This is a genomic window from Taklimakanibacter lacteus, from assembly GCA_003576695.1.
Lineage (GTDB): Bacteria > Pseudomonadota > Alphaproteobacteria > Rhizobiales > Aestuariivirgaceae > Taklimakanibacter > Taklimakanibacter lacteus.
In genome coordinates, this window is sequence record QOZQ01000009.1 from 291837 (window position 1) to 312909 (window position 21073).

Here is a 21073-nt window from a genome sequence, read left to right on the forward strand (position 1 = left end):
CCTGCGGCGCATCTGCGCATGCGGCTATTCGTCAATGGCTTAAGCGCCGTCTTTCGGGCGTAATGCCCAGATCGAACTGACAGTTTGCTTGTGACCATGACCAAGACATTTGACTACCCTGGAGCCTTCGAAGCCGCCCTTGGCAAGGTGCGCGCCGAGGGCCGCTATCGCGAATTCGCCGATCTTTGTCGCATCAGGGGGCGGTTCCCGCGCGCGCTTTATCGCGGGCCTGAAGGCGAGCGCGAAGTCACGGTGTGGTGCTCCAACGACTATCTCGGCATGGGGCAGCATCCCAAGGTGCTTGCCGCCATGCATGAGGCGCTGGACGAGATCGGGGCAGGGTCAGGGGGCACCCGCAATATCTCAGGCACCAACCACCATCATGTCCTGCTGGAGGCCGAGCTCGCCGACCTGCACGGCAAGGAGGCAGCGCTTCTGTTCAATTCGGGCTACATGGCCAACGAAGCGGCGCTCTCGACATTGGGGCGCCTGCTGCCCGGTTGCGTCATCCTGTCCGATGAGCTCAATCATGCCTCGATGATCGAAGGCATCAAGCATGGCCGCTGCGACAAGGTCATCTGGCGCCACAACGATCTCGCCGATCTCGAGGCCAGGCTGAAGTCGCTCGACCTGGGGCGCCCGAAGATCATCGCCTTCGAGTCGATCTATTCGATGGATGGCGACATCGCGCCGATCGCCCGGATCTGCGACCTGGCGCAGCGCTACGGCGCGTTGACCTATCTCGATGAGGTTCATGCCGTCGGCATGTATGGCGCCCGTGGCGGCGGCATCGCCGAGCGCGATGGTGTCCTCGCGCGTGTCGACATCATTGAAGGCACGCTCGCCAAGGCCTTCGGCGTCATGGGCGGCTATGTTGCAGCGTCCGCCGCGCTCATCGATGCGATCCGCTCCACCGCCTCGGGCTTCATCTTCACCACCTCGCTGGCACCGGTATTGGCCGCCGGCGCCGTCGCCAGCGTCCGCCATCTGAAGGAGAGCGGCGAGGAACGCACGCTGCAGCAGAAGCATGCCGCACTGCTCAAGCGCGAGCTGGCCCGCCTCGGCCTGCCGGTCACGCTGTCGGCGAGCCATGTCGTGCCGGTCATTGTCGGCGATCCGGTGCTGTGCAAGCGCCTCACCGACCGGCTGCTCGCCGAATTCCAGATCTATGTCCAGCCGATCAACTATCCGACCGTGCCCAAAGGCACCGAGCGCATCCGCCTGACGCCGGGGCCCCTGCATGGCGAGCTCGAGATCGCGCGCCTGGTTTCGGCCCTCGACCAGTTGTGGACGGCGATGACGTTGAAGCGGGCAGCCTAGACTTAAGGAAGCACGATGACGATCCTGGTGACGGGCAGCGCCGGGCATTTGGGCGAGGCCCTGATCCGGAGCCTGGGCGCAGCGCGTGAGCCAAAGAAGGGCCTCGACATCAAGCCGTCACCCTTCACCGATCACGTCGGCTCCATCGCCGACCGGGCGCTTGTGAAGCGCTGCATGAAAGGGGTCCGCGCCGTCATCCACGCGGCCACCTTGCACAAGCCGCATATGGCGACCCATAGCTACAGCGATTTCCTCGCCACCAACGTGGCCGCGACGCTGGTCCTGCTCGAGGAAGCGGTGAATGCCGGCGTCGAGGCGTTTACCTTCACCAGCACGACAAGCGCCTTTGGATCTGCCCTGACGCCCGCGGCAGGTGAGCCGGCGACCTGGGTCACCGAAGACGTGACGCCCGTCCCCAGGAACATCTACGGCACGAGCAAGCTGGCTGCCGAAAGCCTGTGCGAGCTTTTCGCCCGCCGGCATTGTTTGCCGGTGATCATCCTGCGCACCTCGCGGTTCTTTCCGGAAGCCGACGACGATGGGGCGATCAGGAATGCCTATGATGTCCGCAATGCCCAGGCCAATGAGTTTCTCAATCGCCGTGTCGACATAGAGGATGTTGTCAGTGCCCACCTGCTGGCGGCCGAGCGGGCGCGGGAACTCGGCTTTGGCCGCTATGTCATTTCGGCGACCACGCCCTTCGCGCAGGACGATCTCATCGCCCTTCGCCAGGACGCGCCGGCCGTTGTCCATCGTCTGTTTCCGGAGGCAAGATCGCTCTTTGCGGGGCGGCAATGGCGGCTGTTCCCTGTGATCGACCGTGTCTATGTGAACCACCGCGCCGTGAGGGAGCTCGGTTGGCAGCCGAAATACGACTTCCGGCATGTGCTCGATTGCCTCGGGACCGGGACGGATTTCCGCAGCCCGCTGGCTCTGGCTGTCGGGGCCAAGGGCTATCACGACCGGGTCTTCGCTGACGGGCCCTATCCGGTCGTTTGAAGAAGATTGCTCCCTCTGACGCAAACCTATTGTCGCATGCCGGTCTAACTCTGGACCCCGATGATGATTCCGCTTATGTCGCTCGTCTGCGCGGATCAGCACGGAGGGGATCATGGCCCGTAAAGTTGCGAAAAAGGCGAAGGCGTCGAAGGCAAAGGCACCCCGCAAGGCCGCCAGGAAGGCCGCGAAGCCGAAGGCGGCTGGTAGCGGTTTCTTCAAGGCCAATCTCGCCAAGGCCGACCCTGCCGTCGCCGCCTCGATCAAGCGCGAGCTTGGCCGCCAGCAGCACGAGATCGAGCTCATTGCCTCGGAGAACATCGTCTCGCGCGCCGTCCTCGAAGCGCAAGGATCGGTCAACACCAACAAATATGCCGAGGGCTATCCGGGGCGGCGCTATTATGGCGGCTGCCAGTATGTCGATGAGGTCGAGACCCTCGCCATCGAGCGCGCCAAGAAGCTGTTCAATTGCGGTTTCGCCAATGTGCAGCCGCATTCGGGCGCCCAGGCCAACCAGGCGGTCTTCTTCGCCTGCATGCAGCCGGGCGATACCTATATGGGCCTGGATCTCCGGGCCGGCGGCCATCTGACCCACGGCGCCCCGGTCAACCAGTCGGGCAAGTGGTTCAACGTGGTGCCCTATCGCGTGCGTCAGGACGACCAGCGCATCGACTATGATTTCGTCGCCGAGCTGGCGGAGCAGAACAGGCCGAAGCTTATCCTCGCCGGGGGCTCCGCCTATCCGCGCTTCATCGACTTCGCCAGATTCCGTCAGATCGCAGATTCCGTCGGCGCCGTCTTCATGGTCGACATGGCCCATATTGCGGGCCTTGTTGCCGGCGGCGTGCATCCCAATCCCTTGGAGCATGCCCATGTCGTGACGACGACGACCCACAAGACACTGAGGGGCCCGCGCGGCGGCATGGTGCTCACCAATGACGAAGACATGGCCAAGAAGATCAATTCTTCGGTCTTCCCGGGCCTGCAGGGCGGGCCCTTGATGCATGTCATCGCCGCCAAGGCGGTGGCCTTCGGCGAGGCGCTGCAGCCCTCCTTCAAGAAATATGCGGCCCGGGTGGTCGCCAATGCCAAGACGCTGAGCCAGGCGATGATCGACGGCGGCTGCGATATCGTGTCGGGCGGCACCGACACCCATCTGATGCTGGTCGACCTGCGCAAGAAGCGGCTCACCGGCAAGGTGGCGGAGACGGCCCTTGGCCGTGCCTGGATCACCTGCAACAAGAACGGCATCCCCTTTGATCCGGAAAAGCCGATGGTGACCTCAGGGATACGCCTCGGCACACCCGCCGGCACCACCCGCGGCTTCGGGGGCAAGGAATTCAAGGAGATCGGGGGGCTGATCACCGAGGTCCTGGACGGGCTTGCGAAGCACGGCGAAGAGGGCAATGCTAAGGTCGAAACGGCGGTCCGCAAGAAGGTCGCCAGGCTGACCGATAGTTTCCCCATCTATTCCTGATCCCAAGGCTCCATGCGCTGTCCTTTTTGCAACAATGAAGAAACGCAGGTGAAGGACAGCCGTCCGAGCGAGGACGGGACCGCCATCCGACGCCGCCGCTATTGTCCCGATTGCGGCGGCCGGTTCACCACTTTCGAGCGCGTGCAGTTGCGCGAGCTCACCGTCGTCAAGCGTTCCGGCCGCAGGGTGCCTTTCGACCGCGACAAGCTGATGCGCTCGGTGCAGATCGCGCTGCGCAAGCGGCCGGTGGACCCCGAGCGTGTCGAACGCATGGTGTCGGGAATAGTGCGCCGGCTCGAAAGCCTGGGCGAAAGCGACATCAAGTCGGAGACCGTCGGCAAGCTCATCATGGAGGCGCTCAAGGTCCTCGACGATGTCGCCTATGTGCGCTTCGCTTCGGTCTACAAGAACTTCCGCGAGGCCAAGGATTTCGAGGAGCTGCTGGGCGAGCTGACCGGCGAGGAGGGCGAGCCAAGCCCGAAGCGCGACTGATCATGTCGCGGCCAGTCGAGTTTCGCCGTGCCGGCGCCGCTGATGCGGCGCGCGTGCGTGACCTGACCCGCAAGGCCTATATGAAATGGTGCGCCGTCATCGGCCGCGAGCCCCTGCCGATGACCGCCGATTACGACCACGCCGTGCGCCATCATGTGATCGATCTGGCCTTTGTCGGTGGCGAGCTTGTCGGTCTCATCGAGATGATCCCGCGCGATAACGATCTTCTGATCGAGAATGTCTGCGTCGATCCGGACCGGCAGGGCGGTGGCCTCGGCCGGATGCTCGTCGCCCATGCCGAGGAAGAGACCCGCAAGCGCGGATATGGGATGGTCCGGCTCTATACAAACAAGGCCTTTGCCGCCAATCTCGGATTCTATGAAAGCCAGGGCTACGAGGTCGAGCGTGAGGAGCCGTTCAAGGGCGGCACGACCGTATACTTCCGCAAATCGCTAGGATGACCGGCGACATTGCCTTCATGACGCTCGCCGCACGGCTTGGCCATCGTGCTTTGGGCACGACGGCGGAGAACCCTCCCGTCGGCTGCGTCATCGTGAGGCAAGGCGTCATTGTCGGCCTCGGCTGGACCCGGGCGGGTGGCCGCCCCCATGCGGAAACCGAGGCGCTGAAGATGGCGGGAGACGCCGCCAGGGGGGCCACCGCCTATGTGACGCTCGAGCCCTGCGCCCATCACGGCCGTACTCCGCCTTGCGCCGAGGCGCTGGTCGCTGTCGGTATTGCCCGGGTAGTCGCGGCGGTGGAGGATCCGGATCCGCGTGTCTCGGGTGGCGGTTTTGCCATCCTGAAGCGGGCTGGAATTCCTGTCGAGGTCGGCCTCGGCCGGGATGAGGCGTGGCCGGACTTGGCCGGCTTCCTGACTCGGATTGCCAGGAAACGCCCCTATGTCATTCTAAAGATTGCGCTTTCCGCCGACGGCAAGATCGCCGAGGCGCCCGGCCGGGAGACCGCGATCACCGGACCTCAGGTCAAGGCGCGGACCCATCTGATGCGTGCCCAGGCGGATGCGATTTTGGTGGGCCTCGGGACCGTGCTTGCCGACGATCCTGATCTGACCTGCCGTCTGCCGGGCCTGGAAAGCCGCTCGCCGGTCCGCGTGGTGGCCGATTCGAAGCTCGGCATTCCCCGGACCTCGAACCTCGTCCGGACGGCTGGGAAAGTGCCGGTGTGGCTGCTGTCGGTGGCGGACGGCGCAGTCGGCCCCGGTGTCGAGGTTTTGCAGTGCAAAGCCAATCCCCGTGGTCAGGTCGACCTCGCCGATGCGCTGGGCCGGCTTGCCGGCCGGGGAATCAACCGGGTCCTGGTCGAAGGGGGGGCGCATCTGGCCCGCAGCCTGATCACGGCGGGCCTTGTGGACGAACTGGCGCTCTTCCGGGCGCCCCGCGCCATTGGACCCCAGGGAATTGACGGTTTCGCCGGATTGCCCCTCGCGGACGTCATGGCAGGCTTCCGGAAGGCAGGGGAGGAAGGGCTTGGGGATGACGTCCTGAGCGTCTATGTACGCGCCTGACCCCTGTTGCCTGAGAAAGCCCGATGTTCACCGGAATTGTCACCGATATCGGCGAGGTCATCGCCGTCGAGAAGCGTGGCGACACCCGCCTCACCATCGCCACCGCCTATGATCCCGACGGCATCGCCATTGGCGCCTCGATCGCCTGTTCCGGCTGCTGCCTGACGGCCGTCGAAACCGGCCGGCTGCAGGACGGGCGCGGCTTCTTCGCGGTCGATGCTTCCGCCGAAACGCTGGCCCGCACCACGCTCGGCGGCTGGAAAGTTGGCACGCGGATCAATCTCGAGCGCCCGCTCAAAATGGGCGATGAGCTCGGCGGCCATGTCGTGTCAGGCCATGTCGATGATGTGGGCGAGATTGTCGCCGTCGAGCCGGAAGGCGATTCCCTGCGTTTCCGTTTCCGGGTGTCGTCCGAAATATCGCGCCTCATCGCGCCCAAGGGCTCGGTCGCGCTCGATGGTACCTCACTCACCGTCAACGAGGTCGAAGGCCGCGAATTCGGCGTCAACATCATTCCCCATACGCAGGCCGTGACCACCTGGGGCAAGGCAAAGTCGGGCGACCGGGTCAATGTTGAAATCGACATGCTGGCGCGCTATGTCGCCCGTCTTGCGGAGACCAGATTGTGAAGATCGACAAGGCCGCGTCAGCGGCGATCAAGACCAGGGCGCATATCCTCATCCTCGAGGCGCGCTTCTATGCCGAGTTGTGCGATGAGCTTGCCAGGGGCGCTATTGCCGCGATCGAGCGGGCAGGGGCCACATGGGAGCGCCAGGCGGTGCCGGGCGCGCTCGAGATTCCGGGTGCGATCGCTGCCGCCGGCAAGGTGAAACGCTTCGACGGCTATGTGGCGCTGGGCTGCGTGCTGCGCGGCGAGACGACCCACTATGACATCGTCGCCAATGAATCGGCCCGCGGCATCATGGACCTGACCATGACGGGCTTCGCCATCGGCAATGGCATCCTGACCTGCGAGAACGAGGCGCAGGCCTGGGCCAGGGCGCGGGTGTCGGAGATGGACAAGGGTGCGGGAGCTGCCGATGCGGCGCTCGCCATGATCCGCTTCAAGCGCGACATCGTCAAAAAGCGGCGAGGCAGATCTTGAGCACGCCGCGCCGCAAGCCGCCTGTTGCGCGTTCCGCCGCGCGTCTCGGCGCCGTCCAGGCCCTCTACCAGATGGATCTGGCGGGAACCGATGTCGGCGAGGTGCTGGCGCAATTCTCCTCGCGCGCTTCCGGCGATGCCTTCGAGGATGGGCAATGCGGCCCGGCCGATTTTCCGTTCCTGAAGGAAGTCGTCGACGGCGTGGTGCGCGAGCAGCGCACCATCGATCCGGTTCTCAACCGGCTGCTTGATACGGGCTGGCCTCTGGCGAGGCTCGATGCCACCTTGCGCGCCATCCTGCGCGCCGCGGCCTACGAGATCATGTTCATGGAGAATGTGCCGTCCCGCGTCGCCATCACGGAATATCTCGACGTGGCCCATGCCTTCTTCGACGAGCAGGAGCCGAAGCTGCTGAACGGCGTGCTCAACACATTGGCACGCCAGCGCCGCCCCGATGAATTCTGATCCGTGATTGTCAGGGTGACAATTCCGATCGGGCATCGATCATGCCTGACTTGTATATTGTGCATGGTCTATTTCGACGACGCATCCTTGTCGCGGCCTCTGGTTCGTGCCACAGGCAGGGGCGAGGGCCCATGAGCACAGCCGAGATAACCGTCGGGTTTGACGACCTGCGCGCCAGGCGCAATGCCATTGTGCTGGCGATCGGCCAGGCGCTCTATGGCTCGGCCACTGTCATCATGTTCACGACCGCCGGCCTGATCGGCGTGCAGATCGCGCCGTCGAAGGCCTGGGCGACATTGCCGATATCGGCCTTCGTCATCGGCACCGCGCTCTCGACCATTCCCGCCGCCATGCTGATGAAGCGCATCGGCCGCAGGCCGGGCTTCATGCTGGGGGCGCTTGCCGGAACCATCGGCGCGCTGATCGGCCTCTACGCCATTTATGCGCGTGAGTTTCCGCTCTTCATCCTGGCGACGGTGCTGCAGGGCGTCTACCAGGCCTTCGCCCAGCATTCGCGTTTCGCCGCCGCCGACATGGCGAGCCCGTCCTTCCGGCCCAAGGCGATTTCCTGGGTGATGACCGGAGGCGTGGCGGCCGGCCTCATCGGCACGTCGCTGGTGATGTTCACCACCGATCTTCTGGCGCCCGTGACCTTCGCCGGCTGCTATGCGGCGATGATCGTCATCTGCACCCTGGCGATCGGCGTCATGGGTTTCGTCGATATTCCACACAAGGAGGAAACCGCCGCCTTGGGCGTGACGCGCCCCTTGGCGGAGATTCTCAAGCAGCCGCGCCTGATCGTGGCGGTGATTGCCGCCACCTTGAGCTATGGCATGATGAACCTGGTGATGACGGCGGCGCCCATCGCCATGCTCGATTGTGGTTTCACCACGGCGAATGCCGCCTGGGTGATTCAGTGGCATGTCTTTGCGATGTTCGTGCCGAGCTTCTTCACCGGCCAGATCATTTCCCGTTTCGGCGCCGAGAAAGTCTGCGCCACCGGCCTGCTGCTTCTGGGCTGCGCGGCGCTTGTCGGGCTTCATGGGATCAGCTTCGGTCACTTCGCGGTTACCCTCATCCTGCTCGGCCTCGGCTGGAACTTCGGTTTCATCGGCGGCACCACGCTTCTGACCGAATGCTATCGCCCCGCCGAGCGCGAGAAGGTTCAGGGCCTCAATGACTTCGCCGTCTTCGGCACCGTTGCGCTGGCATCGCTGACCTCGGGCAAGCTGCTCGACTGGTTCGGCTGGGCGAGCGTCAACATCGCGATCTTCCCGACCGTCGCCTTGGCGCTGAGCCTGATCCTCTGGGTTATGCTGCGGCGGCGAAGCGTGTAGCCTGCCGAATGTGAGACGGCTGGCGCGGATCAGCTACAAATTCAGCCGATAGGCGCAGTTCCGTCCGCCGCGGTCGGTTCATCTGCCATTCAGCTTGCCCGGAGCATGATCCCGCCTGAGCTTGCGAGATTCCCATGACCGAACATGTGCTGGGCAGGGTGCCAACCCGGTGGGATATGGCCCTGTTCGAACTGAAGGCTTCAGCTTTCAGGCTGAAACGTTCCGTGTACGAAGCGTGCGTGTCGCAAGGCGTGAGGCGCCATGGCAAGGCTGGAACACTGGCCGGCGCCGGAGTGCTGGCGCGGGTTTCATCGCCGCTTTGGCCGCCCTTGCAGGGTGCGAAGGAGCGCGCGCTCACCGCCGGCAAGATCCACAATTTGCGCTGTGCGCTGCGTCATCTCGATGGCATCGAGGTCGAGGCGGGCAGCCTGTTCAGCTTCTGGCGCCAGATCGGGCGCGCGACCCGGGCAAGGGGCTTCGTCAGAGGCCGCGAATTGCGCGAGGGTTGCCTCATCGCCAATGTCGGTGGCGGTCTCTGCCAGCTTTCCAATGCCCTTTATGAGGCTGCCGTCGGCGCCGGCTTCGAGATCGTCGAGCGCCACGCCCATAGCCGCATTGTGTCGGGATCGCGTGCCGTCGCTGGGCGTGATGCGACGGTGTTCTGGAATTATGTCGATCTGCGCTTCCGCTCAGCCAGGGCATTCCGCATCGAAGCGGTGATGCGACAGGGCATGCTCGAGATCGTCCTGCGCGGCGAGGCGGCGTCCGGTCTGCGCAAGGAGACGGATCTGCGTGAGGAGGAGCGCCTCGCCGCCAATGATTGCAACAGCTGCGGCGAGACGGAATGCCGCCGCAACGATCCGGACAAGCCCGAGCGGCTCGGCGATGAAGGCCCGACCGCCTGGCTGGTCGATGCCTGCTGGCCCGAATTTTCGATTTTCTTCGCCGCGACCGCGCGCACCGAGGACACGCTGTTCGTGCCCCAGCGCCTGCGCCAGTCGCCGCGACATGCCTGGCCGCAGCATGTCGTGGCCGAGGAGACCTGCGCCACGCTCGTAGCGCTGCGCCGGGCTCTGGGCCTGCGCCACGCGCCGCGGCAGGGCAGGGCGCTGCAGGACATGCTGTTGCGCTATGACGAGATGCTGGCCGGCCGCTATGCGCGCAAGCTTTCTCATCTTCACACCCACCTGGTGATCTCGCAGAATCTCCTGCCGCATCTTTGGCGCACGGGCGAACTGGCGGGGCGCAGCTTCGATGTGCTGATGGTCCGCCACCCGATGGCGGAGCTCGAGGCCAAGCTCGATCGGGCCAAGCTTCACTACCCGCAGAGCCCCACGCTTGCGGATTTCCGCGCGCCCGATGTGGTCGTTGCGGCCGAGGCGGAAGCGCTTGCCGTCGCCCGCACGCTCCTGACGCCGCATAGTGGCGTTGCCGCGGCCGATCCTTCCCGCACCAGACGGCTCGACTGGATCATGCCGGCGGCCCGCGGGCACATCGCCAGCGGCGGCAAGGCCATCCTGTTTCCGGCATCCGCTTTGGCGCGCAAGGGAGCTTACGCCTTGCGCGACGCTGTGCGCGGTCTCGATCTCGAGATGGTCGTCGCCGGCAAGGCGCAGGAGCAGGACAGCGATTTCTGGGGCGACATCAGAGCCCGCGGGCTCGAGGGCGCTGATTGGCCGGACGAGATTGCGGCCGTCGTCCTGCCGGCGATCGTGGAGCATGAACCCCGAGCGCTGCTTAAGGCGCTGGCCCATGGCCTGCCGGTCATCGCGACGGAAGAATGTGGCCTTGGCACCATGGACGGTCTCACCCTCGTGCCGGCCTATGACCCGGATGCGCTACGTCAGCAGCTGCGCGCGGTTACGAAGGGTCAGTTTGCCTGATCGACATCTTCCGGTCATATGGCGTCCGCAGATCGGGATATGACAAGGAGGGCGCCGTGACTCAGGACATTTGGACCACCGTCGACAATTATGTGAGCGAGATGCTCGTCTCCCCCGACAAGGCGCTGGATGCGGCGCTGGAAGCGAGCAGCGATGCGGGCCTGCCCGAGATCGCGGTGGCGCCCAATCAGGGCAAGTTCCTGATGCTGCTGGCGCGTTCGATCAATGCCCGCAATATCCTCGAGATCGGCACGCTCGGCGGCTACAGCACCATCTGGCTCGCCCGCGCGCTGCCCGAGGGTGGCCGCGTGGTGACGCTGGAGGCGGTGGCGCGCCATGCCGAGGTGGCGCGCGCCAATTTCAAGCGCGCCGGCCTCGCCGATGTGATCGATGTCAGGCTCGGCAAGGCGCTCGACACCTTGCCCAGGCTCGCCGCCGAGAAGCCCGATCCCTTCGATTTCATCTTCATCGATGCGGACAAGGAGAATATCCCGGACTACTTCACCTGGTCGCTGAAGCTGGCGCGCCCGGGCAGCATGATCATCGTCGACAATGTCATTCGTGACGGCGAGGTCATCAATGCCAGGAGCAAGGACCCGAGCGTCAGGGGTGTGCGCCGGTTCAACGAGATGCTGAAGGACGAGAAGCGTGTCAGCGCCACCTCGATCCAGACGGTCGGGGTCAAGGGCTATGACGGCTTCACGCTGGCGCTGGTGGACAAGGTGTAGTTGAGCCGGTCACTTCCCGGGTTGACCTGGCGAAAATGTCAAGGCATCGTGGCCGTATCTCGCTTGGTTGCAGGGGGCGCAAATGCGGATAGCTCTGGGAGTGGTAGCGGGTCTGGTCCTGGCAGCTGTTCAGGCCCAGCAGGCCGCAGCGGAAATCGGCAAGGCAAGCGCTGCTCCGGGCGAATGGTGGCTCGGCTTCAATATTGGCGCAGCCGCGACCTGGGGGCCGGAACACCAGGCATATCTGGAAGTGACCCAGTCTGATCCGAACCCGGTCGATTTCGACGATGGCTTTGTGTTTGGCGGCGGTGTTGAGCTCGGCTACTCGCTTCGAGACCCGGCGTTGTTTGATCGCGTCGAGCTCAATCTTGATTTGTCAACCTTGTCTCGCGGAGAAAGCGAAACGGGATTGAATTCAGTGGGACTTGCAATGAGCGATGGCACCTCCGGGAGGTTTTCATCGGTGAGTGACCCCGGGGCGGTGGACGTTACCGCCGATGAGGATGGATTCGACGTCGAGACGCGCGTGGCTTTCAAGCGCACGCTGGTTGAGGAGGCGTCACATACCATCGTCGGAAGTCTGGAGCCATTCTTCAGGTATCAGGACACCAGCAGTGACGTCGAGGCTCACATCGACATTCCTGATCTCGTGGTTGCCACACATGCGCGCCAGGATGACGTCGAAGCCTCGTATTTTGGGATTCAGGCAGCTGCGGAGTTTGAACGCCCGATGTCGGAAACGATGAGCCTGGTCGGGCGCGCATCGGCCGGCATCTACTATGTGGATTCAGATATCAGGTCGAGGCATGAGGTGCTGGTGAATCAAGACCCGCCCGACAGCTTCACGGTCGAAGATGGCGCCGATGCCATTGGCGGTCGCTTTGGCGGGGCGCTCGGGGTAAAGGTGCCGCTATTCTACTCAGGCGCAAGCTTCACACTTGTCGCGACCGCCGATTATCTTACCGACGTGGCAACGATCGACCATATTGATGGCACGACTCTTGATAGGACCAGGGCCGGTTTTGATGATCGCTTCGATATTGGCGGCAGGGCTGGGCTGGTATTTCCGCTGCGGTAGTTCTTGTAAACACCCGAGGATGCTGATCGGTGAACTCCGCCGTTGGCTTCGCTGCTCGGCCACGAGCTTGGACCGGCAAAGACGACGCCGGGCAGGGCCAGGCTTGAGAACATGCCTTCGCAAGGCGCTCCACAGCATCTGCACGCCCAAATAGATGAGATAGCCGGCCCCAACCATTTGATGGCCTGGAACACGGGCTCGGAAGCCAGCAGGACCGCGACAAGGCCGGCCGCCGCCAGCGCCCAGACGACCTGGCCGCCTTGGCATCCGCCCGGTAGGACGGCGCGAATCGTCATCGCCGTACCCGGACCCGGCGTCACGATGACCACGATCTTTGGTGACAGGATTTGCTCCAGAAAATGGTGCGCAAGTCCTCCGGGCGAAGTGTTCCACCTCGCCCGGAAACGCGTTATTGCCATAATGCCGTCATTTTGGCATATCCGGCCATCGTTCCGGGATGCGGGAGAAGGGGGGACTCCTGACGCCCGCCCTCGGGCAAACATAAAACACAAGGAACAACCATGAGCTCCACCCTCTGGCTGATCGTGCTTGGCGGTGCTTTGTCCATCGTCTACGGCATTTTCACCACCCGCAGCCTCCTGGCCGCGGATGCCGGCACTGCCCGCATGCAGGAAATCTCGGCGGCCGTGCGTGAAGGCGCGCAGGCCTATCTCAAGCGCCAATACACGACCATCGGCATCGTCGGCGTCGCGATCTTCATCATCGCCTTCTTCCTCCTGGGCTGGCATTCGGCCATCGGCTTCGCCATCGGCGCCATCCTTTCGGGTGCCGCGGGCTTCATCGGCATGAATGTGTCGGTCAGGGCCAATGTGCGCGTCGCCCAGGCCGCCACCAAGTCGCTGGCCGGCGGCCTCGACCTCGCCTTCAAGTCGGGCGCGGTGACGGGCCTTCTCGTCGCCGGCCTCGGTCTCCTCGGTGTGACGCTCTATTTCATCTTCCTCACCGGTCCGTTGGCGCTGGCGCCGACGAGCCGCACGGTCATCGACTCGCTGGTGGCACTGTCCTTCGGCGCCTCGCTGATCTCGATCTTCGCCCGTCTCGGCGGCGGCATCTTCACCAAGGGTGCCGATGTCGGCGGCGACATGGTCGGCAAGGTCGAAGCCGGCATCCCTGAGGATGATCCGCGCAACCCGGCCACCATCGCCGACAACGTAGGCGACAATGTCGGCGACTGCGCCGGCATGGCCGCCGACCTGTTCGAGACCTATGTGGTGACCGCGGTCGCCACCATGGTGCTCTCGGCCATCGTACTGCCCGATGCCTACAAGCTTGCCGGCATGGTGCTGCCGCTCGCCATTGGCGGCGCCTGCGTCGTCACCTCGATCATCGGCACCTTCTTCGTGAAGCTGGGCAGCTCCAACAACATCATGGGCGCGCTCTACAAGGGCTTCATTGCCACCGCCATCCTGTCGCTCGCGGCTCTCTATCCGGTCATGAGCTATGTGTTCGGCGACATGAGCGTCGATCTCGGCGGCTTTACGCCGATGAGCCTGTTCTGGTGCGGCCTGACCGGCCTCGTCATCACCGGCCTCATCATCTGGATCACCGAATACTATACCGGCACCGGGCTTCGGCCGGTGAATTCGATCGCCGAGGCCTCGATCACGGGCCACGGCACGAATGTCATCCAGGGCCTTGCCGTGTCGCTCGAATCGACGGCCCTCCCGGCGCTCGTCATCATCGGCGGCATCATCGTCACCTTCAATCTCGCGGGGCTGTTCGGCATCGCGGTCGCGGTGACCACCATGCTGGCGCTGGCCGGCGTGGTCGTGGCGCTCGACGCCTTCGGCCCCGTCACCGACAATGCCGGCGGCATTGCCGAAATGGCGGGACTGCCCAAGGAGGTGCGCCACAACACCGACGCGCTCGACGCGGTCGGCAACACGACCAAGGCCGTCACCAAGGGCTATGCCATCGGCTCGGCGGGCCTTGGGGCTCTGGTGCTCTTCGCCGCCTATACGCAGGACCTGAAGTTCTTCGCCGCAAGCGCGACACCGGGCAGCTTCTTCGAGGGCGTCAATGTCACCTTCGATCTGTCCAACCCCTATGTCGTGGTCGGGCTCATCTTCGGCGGCCTCCTGCCTTACCTGTTCGGCGGCATCTCGATGACGGCGGTCGGCCGCGCGGCGCAGGCCGTGGTGGTCGAGGTGCGCCGCCAGTTCAAGGAGAAGCCGGGCATCATGCAGGGCAAGGACAAGCCCGATTATGGCCGCGCCGTCGACATGCTGACCAAGGCGGCGATCAAGGAAATGATCGTTCCTTCGCTGCTGCCGGTTCTCTCGCCCATCGTCGTCTTCGTCGCGATCTGGGCGATCGCCGGCAAGGCGGCGGGCTTCGCGGCTCTGGGCGCCATGCTCATGGGCGTCATCGTCACCGGCCTGTTCGTCGCCATCTCGATGACGGCGGGCGGCGGCGCCTGGGACAATGCCAAGAAGTCCTTCGAGGACGGCTTCACGGACTCGAAGGGCCAGAAGCACTTCAAGGGCTCGGAAGCCCACAAGGCTTCCGTCACCGGCGACACTGTCGGCGACCCCTACAAGGACACGGCCGGCCCCGCGGTCAACCCGATGATCAAGATCACCAACATCGTGGCGCTGCTGCTGTTGGCGGTGCTCGCGCACTGATCTGAACGCAAATCCGGGATGGGAACGGCCGGGTGATGAGCCCGGCCGTTTTCTTTTGTCTATTTGAACCGCTTGCCGATCGCGCGGATGAGGATGATGATGCCGTCGGCGATCGCGCGCCCGATCATCTCGCCGATCCTTTCCAGCAATTGCTCGACCTCGATCCGGGCATCCCGGCTCACCGGCCGGATGTCGGGCAGGCGGGTGCTGGCCATGGCCGCCGTCACCTCGCGCCTGAGCCTGTCGCCGCACGGGGCGGCCCCGGAAATGGAAGGATCAAAGGCCAGCCGGGAGATGTCCCATTTGCCCTTCTGCTCGATATGGAGCACGCGCTCCACTTCCGCGTGGGAAAGCACCGTCCGCGGCGTCACCTTGATGCGGTAGCGCTTGCACAGCTCGGCGACCACGACGACCATCGTCTCCCACTGCGCCCGCGTCATCGGATAGCCGCCGGCACGGAATGGCTGCTGCTGCGCACCCTCCATGCAGCATAGCGAGACGCCGATCGAGCCATTGTTGCAGTTGAGCGTGTGCGCGGCATAGCCCGCCGCCAGCCGCCGGCCCGAATTGGCCGCGACCGACGGCACGCCCCTGACAAGGCGTCCGTCTCCCTCGATCAGGAAATGATAGGCCTGCCTGTCGCTCTCGCCGGCGCGATGCGTGCCCGCCGTCCAGTGGCAAATGACCCGTTGCATGGGAACGTCTGGTATCCACTCCAAGGGTATCGCCATGGCAAGGCCTCACGGGTGATCTCGCCCGGGATGATACGCCAGTTTGGGAAGGGTCGAGTACAAAGCGCCTGCATATGTTTAACCTTCCGGTCTCACTTTGTTTGTGACATGAAGCGGAGGTCTCAGTCCTTTCCTGGAACCTCCCATGTCATTCACACGAATTGAAGACCTCGGCCGCAAGCTCGAAGCGCTCGACCATGCACAGGCGATGCTGGGAGTCGATGAGGCCGTGCAGATGCCGGTGGGCGGCGGCGAGAAGCGCGCCGAGGCCATGGCCATGCTGGCTGGTCTTTATCATGAGCTCGCCGCGGCGCCGGAGATCGCCGACTGGATTGTGGCCGCCGAAGGCGAGGCGCGTGATGCGACACAACAAGCCTCCCTGCGCGAATTCAAGCGGGTCTATGAGAACCTGACCTGCCTCTCCGCCGATTTCGTGCGCCGCAAGGTCAATGCCCGGGTGCGCTGCGAGCAGCTGTGGCGGGAGTTGCGACCCTCCGGCAACTGGCCGGCATTTCTTCCGGCCCTGGAAGGCGTTGTCGCCCTGACGCGCGAGGAGGCGGGCCTGCGTGCGGCCGCCTCGGGGCTCGCGCCCTATGACGCGCTGATGGAACAGTTCGACCCGGGCTACCGGGCAGCGGATGTGGGGCCGGTCTTTGCCGAGCTCAAGGCCTTCCTCAAGGGCTTCATCCCGGAAGCCATCGCGCATCAGTCGGAAAAGCTGGCGAAGCGGCCCTTGAAGCCGTTCAACGCGCCTTTCCCCGTCGAGCGACAGAAGGCGCTCGGCCATGCGATGATGGAGGCACTCGGCTTCGATTTCGACCATGGCCGGCTCGACATCTCGCATCATCCCTTCTGCGGCGGCGTGCCGAGCGATGTGCGCATGACGACCCGCTATGTCACGGCGGAGTTTCTTTCGTCGCTCATGGGCATCCTGCATGAGACGGGGCACGGTCTTTACGAGCAGGGCCTGCCCAAGCAATGGTCTCATATGCCGGTCGGCAAGGCGCGCGGCATGGCCATGCATGAGAGCCAGAGCCTGTTCGTCGAGATGCAGGTCGCCAGGAGTCCGGAATTCTGGGAATGGGCGATGCCTATTGTCGGACAGCATCTGGGTCCGGAAGCGCTCGCCGGCTGGGACATCGAGGATCTGCTGGCCCATATCCACCGGATCCGGCCGGGTCTCATTCGCGTCGATGCGGATGAGGCGACCTATCCCTTGCACATCGTCCTGCGCTTCGAGATGGAGCAGGATCTCGTCTCGGGGAAACTCGCGCCCAAGGACATTCCGGAAGTCTGGGACGCCAAGATGACGGAATATCTGGGACTCTCGACGATCGACGATGCGAAGAACGGGCCGATGCAGGATGTTCATTGGCCGTCGGGCGCTTTCGGATATTTCCCGAGCTACACGCAAGGCGCCCTGATCGCGGCGCAATTGCGCGCCGCAATCGAGAGAACGCAGCCCTCGCTGCGTGACGACATCCGCAACGGCCGCTTCGTCGGACTCAATGACTGGCGTCGCGAGCATGTCTGGTCGCAGGCTTCGCTGTGGCCGACGCCGGAACTTCTCGAGCGGGCCACGGGCGAGAGGCTGCAGGCCAAATATTTCGTCGCGCATCTGAAGCGGCGTTATTTGTCATAGATTGCCGGATACGGGGAGTTCTTTTCAGCGGGCGCCTGATGGGCTACGTCATCCGGCTATGATTTCCGAGCGTCTTGATCTTGATCGCCGTCACGAATTTCAGGGGCAACGCATCGCCTGGGGAATGATCGGCGCGGGCGAGCCCCTTGTCCTTGTGCACGGCACGCCCTTCTCCTCGCAAGTCTGGCGACGCATCGCTCCCTGGCTGGCCCGCCGCCGGGCTGTGTATTTCTTCGATCTCCTGGGTTATGGCGAGTCGGAGAAGCGAGCCGGACAGGATGTCTCGCTCGGCGTGCAGAATCTCGTTCTCGCTGAAATGCTGCGGCATTGGTCGCTCGCCAGACCTGAGATCGTTGCGCATGATTTCGGCGGCGCCACCGTGTTGCGCGGCCACTATTTGCAGGGGCTTCGCTACAAGCGTCTCACATTGATCGATCCCGTGTCGCTGTCGCCCTGGGGCTCACCCTTCGTTCAGCATGTGCGCCGGCATGAAGCGGCGTTTTCGGGGCTGCCGGACTATGCACATGAGGCCTTGCTCACGGCCTATCTGCAGGGCGCCTCGCATCGCGGCCTGTCGGGCGAGGCGATCGATATCTATGCGCGGCCCTGGCGCGGCGCTGAGGGCCAGGCCGCCTTCTACCGCCAGATCGCGCAAATGGACCGTAAATATACGGACGAGATCGAGCCGCTTTACGGCGCCCCCGCCTTTCCCGCCCAGCTTCTGTGGGGCGAGGAAGACCGCTGGATTCCGATCGCGACCGGCGAACGTCTTGCCGCGCTGCTGACGGGAGGGCGCCTGGTGCGGGTTCCCGGCGCCGGGCATCTGGTTCAGGATGATGCGCCGGAAGCCATCATTGCCGCCGTGCTCCAGGGGGAATAGCGCAAGACATGGCCATCGCCATCGCACGCCCGGGCATCGTCCCGATATCCACGCTGCCCGCGATCAGTTGATCGCCATGATCCTCATGGCCTTGACAGTCCCGTCCGCCGTCTTGTCGGCAAACACGAACACCCTCATGCCGGGTTTCAGAGCGCTCACATCGGAAGCCACCACCGCCGTAATGGGGACTTGTGGGCCTACGACGAGCTCGGCCGTTCCGTTCTTGTATTTGACCTTCACGACCCGGCCTTCCGGCGCCGCCACAACCTCGGACACTGACGCATTGGTCATGACGGTATCGGGAGCTCCCATGGGCCGCTGTCCTTCGCCGAGGCCCCGCAGGGCTTCGGGAAGTATGCGCAGCTCCTTCGAGTGAAGCTTTCCATCAGTTTCCTTGACCGCGGCGGAAGCCACATAGTCGCCGGCCTTGATCGCGCTGAGGCTCGACGGCTGGCTTATGAAAACCGCTGTCTCCGAATCCAGAGAGACCGACGATATCCCACCGGCTTCACCACGGAAGACAAGCGATTTGCCATCAATTTTCGCAATGGTAGCGCGAATGCGCAAATCGACCTGTTGCGCTGCCGCGGGAAGGCCATGACTGGCGGCGTAGCCGATGACAAGGGCGACCAGAAGGGGCTTGATCTTGGCGAGCAGCAGCATGGGCCACCTCGTTTGTCCGGCCGGACTGTGGCAGGAAACTGCTCACTTCTGGGCTTACTTTTTGTTCACAATGCGGTGGCACCGGGAAATCCAATCACGTCGTCCCCAGCCCGATGATGAAGCTGTCCCGGGGTGAAAGCGCATGCGTGATGCGCCACAATATATGGCCATCCTCGGGTGCCGTAACTCTGGCGATCTCCTCGCCATAGCTATTCTCGGCGGTCGCCATCAGCGTGCCCCTGGCGACCTTCTGGCCGGGCTCGACATGATAGCGGAATAAGCCGTCGACCGGCGCCGGGATCCAGTGATAACGCGTGATGATGGTGGCCTCGCGCGACTTGGCCGGCGCCTTGTCGGTCATGCCGAGATGCCTGAGGAGCCGCAGCAGCCCTTCGAGATGAAAGGCGACGTTTTGTTCCTCGATGAGGCCGATGCGCCCGGCTTCGGCGAAGGCGGCGTGCTGCCCCCGCCTGGCTCGTCCGGTGACGCTTCGCGCCGGCTGGTCCATATGCGAGGGATCGATCGATGCGATGATCTCGGCATCGAAACATTGGGCGATCGCGAGATTGCGGGCATCGAAGGCCTGATCCCCGGTGCGCTGCACCACCATGAAATGCGCCACCTCTTCGCACAGATCGCCGCCATGCAGATCGACGAAGCAATCGGCATCGCGCGCCCAGTCGTTGAGCAGCGCATAGGCGATCGCCTCCGAGAAGGACCCGTCCGGCCGGCCCGGAAAGCTGAAATTGATGTTCTTGTCGTCAAGCGGGCAGACATATTGCGACCTGAGCGGCATGGCCGGGAGATTGACGATCGGAATGATCGAGATCCGCCCCTTGAGTTTGGCGGTATCGATCATTCGCTGCAGCCGGATCACCGCCTCGATGCTCGAAGTCTCATTCACGTGGATGCCGGCGATGATGGCAAGCCTGGGACCTGGCTTCTGGCCGACGATCTCGACCGCGGGCCAGCGCCAGCCGGCGAGGGCGGGATAGTCGAAGCCTATATCGTGCTTGTGGAGGCCTGCTTCCATGAGAAGTATTTCTTTCCCGGTTGCGCAATATTCAACCGCCGTCACATTGACACCCGTGGCTGCTGAACCGAATATCGCGAGCGAATTTCATGAGTTATTGCATCGGACCGAAAAGTGTAATGCGGCTTTCGGGTAAGTCCGATGCAACACCAAGAACGATACAAAACCAAGGAGGTTTCGGTCATGTCTGCTCTGCGCCACACTCTCACGCGCCGCCGTCTGATGGCAGGCGCCGCCGCTGTCTCGGGCTCTCTCGTTCTCCCCTCGCTCGCACGTGCCGAAAGCACCATGGCGCGCATCATGAAGGATGGTGTCGTGCGCGTCGGCATCGCCAATGAGAAGCCTTATGGCTTCGTCGATACCGACGGCAAGGTGAAGGGTGCCATACCCGATGTCATTGCCGCGGTGCTGGCGCCTCATGGCGTGAAGGAACTCAAGGCCGAGATCGTCGAGTTCAACGCCCTCATTCCCGGCATCAATGCCGATCGCTTCGATGTCATCGGCGCCGGCATGTATATCCGCCCGGCGCGCTGCGAGGCGGTGCTGTTCTCCAACCCGGTGACCCGCACCGGCGCCGGTTTCGCAGCGGCCAAGGGCAATCCCAAGGGTGTGAAGAGCGTCGCCGATCTCGCCGCCCATGCCGATGCCATTGTCGGCACGCAGAATGGCGCCGCCCAGGTGGAAGAACTCGCCAAGGCCGGTGTGCCGACCGATCGTGTCGTGCTCTTCGCCAATGCGACCGAAGCGCTGGCCGGCCTCAAGGCGGGGCGCTGCGATGTCATCTATTTCCCTGCCCTCGAGCTCAACGAGCTGCTGAAGACCGCGAATGACCCGGGCGTCGAGCGCGTCGAGGGCTTCAAGCAGATCATGGGCGCCAATGGCGAGCCCGAATATGGCTATGCGGGGCTTGGCCTGCGCAAGGCCGATACCGATCTCAAGGAAGCGCTCGATGCCGAGCTCGCCAAGCTGCTGAGCTCCGGCAAGCTGCTCGATATCATCTCGCAATATGGCTACGGCAAGGATGAATTGCCGGATGGCGTGATGACGGCCGAGCAGATCTGCAAGGCCTGA

20 protein-coding genes are annotated in these 21073 nt (G+C 63.9%); 17 read left to right on the forward strand and 3 right to left on the reverse strand.

Features of this window, described 5'->3' with window-relative positions:
• Positions 1-96: 96 nt before the first annotated feature.
• The 14 genes from hemA (at position 97) to DT068_RS19670 (ending at position 15053) form a co-directional block, all read left to right on the forward strand.
• On the forward strand, positions 97-1320 hold the full coding sequence (hemA, locus tag DT068_RS19605) for a 5-aminolevulinate synthase (protein ID WP_119391565.1): 1224 nt from the start codon (positions 97-99) through the stop codon (positions 1318-1320).
• A 15-nt stretch (positions 1321-1335) separates the two neighbouring features.
• The gene (locus DT068_RS19610; RefSeq protein ID WP_119391566.1) at positions 1336-2319 is read left to right on the forward strand and encodes an NAD-dependent epimerase/dehydratase family protein; all 984 of its coding nucleotides are present in this window, start codon (positions 1336-1338) and stop codon (positions 2317-2319) included.
• Between the two features lie 112 nt (positions 2320-2431).
• Complete coding sequence (gene glyA, locus DT068_RS19615; protein ID WP_119391567.1) at positions 2432-3793, forward strand: serine hydroxymethyltransferase; 1362 nt, start codon at positions 2432-2434, stop codon at positions 3791-3793.
• Positions 3794-3805: 12 nt separating this feature from the next.
• Positions 3806-4285 carry a transcriptional regulator NrdR gene (nrdR, locus tag DT068_RS19620; RefSeq protein ID WP_119391568.1) on the forward strand — a complete coding sequence of 160 codons (480 nt, stop codon included), beginning with the start codon at positions 3806-3808 and terminating at the stop codon, positions 4283-4285.
• A gap of 2 nt (positions 4286-4287) precedes the next feature.
• Complete coding sequence (locus tag DT068_RS19625) at positions 4288-4746, forward strand: GNAT family N-acetyltransferase (RefSeq protein ID WP_119391569.1); 459 nt, start codon at positions 4288-4290, stop codon at positions 4744-4746.
• Positions 4743-5813, forward strand: a complete 1071-nt coding sequence (ribD, locus tag DT068_RS19630; protein WP_119391570.1) for a bifunctional diaminohydroxyphosphoribosylaminopyrimidine deaminase/5-amino-6-(5-phosphoribosylamino)uracil reductase RibD — start codon at positions 4743-4745, stop codon at positions 5811-5813. Before DT068_RS19625 ends, ribD begins: the two co-directional genes overlap by 4 nt.
• A gap of 23 nt (positions 5814-5836) precedes the next feature.
• The gene (locus DT068_RS19635) at positions 5837-6442 is read left to right on the forward strand and encodes a riboflavin synthase (protein ID WP_119391571.1); all 606 of its coding nucleotides are present in this window, start codon (positions 5837-5839) and stop codon (positions 6440-6442) included.
• Complete coding sequence (gene ribH, locus DT068_RS19640) at positions 6436-6918, forward strand: 6,7-dimethyl-8-ribityllumazine synthase (RefSeq protein ID WP_438816447.1); 483 nt, start codon at positions 6436-6438, stop codon at positions 6916-6918. Before DT068_RS19635 ends, ribH begins: the two co-directional genes overlap by 7 nt.
• Positions 6915-7382: a transcription antitermination factor NusB gene (nusB, locus tag DT068_RS19645; RefSeq protein WP_368904836.1), complete on the forward strand. Its 468-nt coding sequence runs from the start codon at positions 6915-6917 to the stop codon at positions 7380-7382. The genes ribH and nusB overlap by 4 nt, the downstream gene beginning before the upstream one ends.
• 131 nt (positions 7383-7513) lie before the next feature.
• Entirely contained in the window at positions 7514-8719 is a 1206-nt protein-coding gene (locus DT068_RS19650; protein ID WP_119391572.1) for an MFS transporter, read from the forward strand.
• Positions 8720-8958: 239 nt separating this feature from the next.
• Complete coding sequence (locus DT068_RS19655; protein ID WP_162914320.1) at positions 8959-10602, forward strand: VanW family protein; 1644 nt, start codon at positions 8959-8961, stop codon at positions 10600-10602.
• 56 nt (positions 10603-10658) lie between these two features.
• Entirely contained in the window at positions 10659-11330 is a 672-nt protein-coding gene (locus tag DT068_RS19660) for an O-methyltransferase (RefSeq protein ID WP_119391574.1), read from the forward strand.
• A gap of 82 nt (positions 11331-11412) precedes the next feature.
• On the forward strand, positions 11413-12408 hold the full coding sequence (locus DT068_RS19665) for a hypothetical protein (RefSeq protein WP_119391575.1): 996 nt from the start codon (positions 11413-11415) through the stop codon (positions 12406-12408).
• A 521-nt stretch (positions 12409-12929) separates the two neighbouring features.
• On the forward strand, positions 12930-15053 hold the full coding sequence (locus DT068_RS19670) for a sodium-translocating pyrophosphatase (protein WP_119391576.1): 2124 nt from the start codon (positions 12930-12932) through the stop codon (positions 15051-15053).
• A gap of 59 nt (positions 15054-15112) precedes the next feature.
• Here DT068_RS19670 and DT068_RS19675 read toward each other — a convergent pair whose 3' ends face one another.
• Positions 15113-15748, reverse strand: coding sequence for a peptidoglycan recognition protein family protein (locus tag DT068_RS19675; RefSeq protein WP_368904837.1), 636 nt, complete (start codon positions 15746-15748; stop codon positions 15113-15115).
• A 181-nt stretch (positions 15749-15929) separates the two neighbouring features.
• Here DT068_RS19675 and DT068_RS19680 point away from each other — a divergent pair, with 181 nt between their 5' ends.
• Complete coding sequence (locus DT068_RS19680) at positions 15930-17426, forward strand: carboxypeptidase M32 (protein ID WP_119391578.1); 1497 nt, start codon at positions 15930-15932, stop codon at positions 17424-17426.
• A gap of 124 nt (positions 17427-17550) precedes the next feature.
• Entirely contained in the window at positions 17551-18306 is a 756-nt protein-coding gene (locus DT068_RS19685; protein WP_368904838.1) for an alpha/beta fold hydrolase, read from the forward strand.
• Between the two features lie 63 nt (positions 18307-18369).
• Here DT068_RS19685 and DT068_RS19690 read toward each other — a convergent pair whose 3' ends face one another.
• On the reverse strand, positions 18370-18969 hold the full coding sequence (locus DT068_RS19690) for a hypothetical protein (RefSeq protein ID WP_119391580.1): 600 nt from the start codon (positions 18967-18969) through the stop codon (positions 18370-18372).
• Between the two features lie 94 nt (positions 18970-19063).
• Complete coding sequence (locus DT068_RS19695; RefSeq protein ID WP_119391581.1) at positions 19064-20002, reverse strand: M14 family metallopeptidase; 939 nt, start codon at positions 20000-20002, stop codon at positions 19064-19066.
• A 183-nt stretch (positions 20003-20185) separates the two neighbouring features.
• Between DT068_RS19695 and ehuB the strand changes: the two genes are divergently transcribed.
• Positions 20186-21073 (forward strand): ectoine/hydroxyectoine ABC transporter substrate-binding protein EhuB, encoded by an 888-nt coding sequence (gene ehuB, locus DT068_RS19700; RefSeq protein ID WP_162914321.1) that lies wholly within the window; start codon positions 20186-20188, stop codon positions 21071-21073.

Coding starts and splice junctions, on each gene's coding strand:
- hemA (WP_119391565.1), top strand. CDS start 97: ATGACCAAGACATTTGACTACCCTGGAGCCTTCGAAGCCGCCCTTGGC.
- DT068_RS19610 (WP_119391566.1), top strand. CDS start 1,336: ATGACGATCCTGGTGACGGGCAGCGCCGGGCATTTGGGCGAGGCCCTG.
- glyA (WP_119391567.1), top strand. CDS start 2,432: ATGGCCCGTAAAGTTGCGAAAAAGGCGAAGGCGTCGAAGGCAAAGGCA.
- nrdR (WP_119391568.1), top strand. CDS start 3,806: ATGCGCTGTCCTTTTTGCAACAATGAAGAAACGCAGGTGAAGGACAGC.
- DT068_RS19625 (WP_119391569.1), top strand. CDS start 4,288: ATGTCGCGGCCAGTCGAGTTTCGCCGTGCCGGCGCCGCTGATGCGGCG.
- ribD (WP_119391570.1), top strand. CDS start 4,743: ATGACCGGCGACATTGCCTTCATGACGCTCGCCGCACGGCTTGGCCAT.
- DT068_RS19635 (WP_119391571.1), top strand. CDS start 5,837: ATGTTCACCGGAATTGTCACCGATATCGGCGAGGTCATCGCCGTCGAG.
- DT068_RS19650 (WP_119391572.1), top strand. CDS start 7,514: ATGAGCACAGCCGAGATAACCGTCGGGTTTGACGACCTGCGCGCCAGG.
- DT068_RS19665 (WP_119391575.1), top strand. CDS start 11,413: ATGCGGATAGCTCTGGGAGTGGTAGCGGGTCTGGTCCTGGCAGCTGTT.
- DT068_RS19670 (WP_119391576.1), top strand. CDS start 12,930: ATGAGCTCCACCCTCTGGCTGATCGTGCTTGGCGGTGCTTTGTCCATC.
- DT068_RS19675 (WP_368904837.1), bottom strand. CDS start 15,748: ATGCAACGGGTCATTTGCCACTGGACGGCGGGCACGCATCGCGCCGGC.
- DT068_RS19680 (WP_119391578.1), top strand. CDS start 15,930: ATGTCATTCACACGAATTGAAGACCTCGGCCGCAAGCTCGAAGCGCTC.
- DT068_RS19685 (WP_368904838.1), top strand. CDS start 17,551: ATGATCGGCGCGGGCGAGCCCCTTGTCCTTGTGCACGGCACGCCCTTC.
- DT068_RS19690 (WP_119391580.1), bottom strand. CDS start 18,969: ATGCTGCTGCTCGCCAAGATCAAGCCCCTTCTGGTCGCCCTTGTCATC.
- DT068_RS19695 (WP_119391581.1), bottom strand. CDS start 20,002: ATGGAAGCAGGCCTCCACAAGCACGATATAGGCTTCGACTATCCCGCC.
- ehuB (WP_162914321.1), top strand. CDS start 20,186: ATGTCTGCTCTGCGCCACACTCTCACGCGCCGCCGTCTGATGGCAGGC.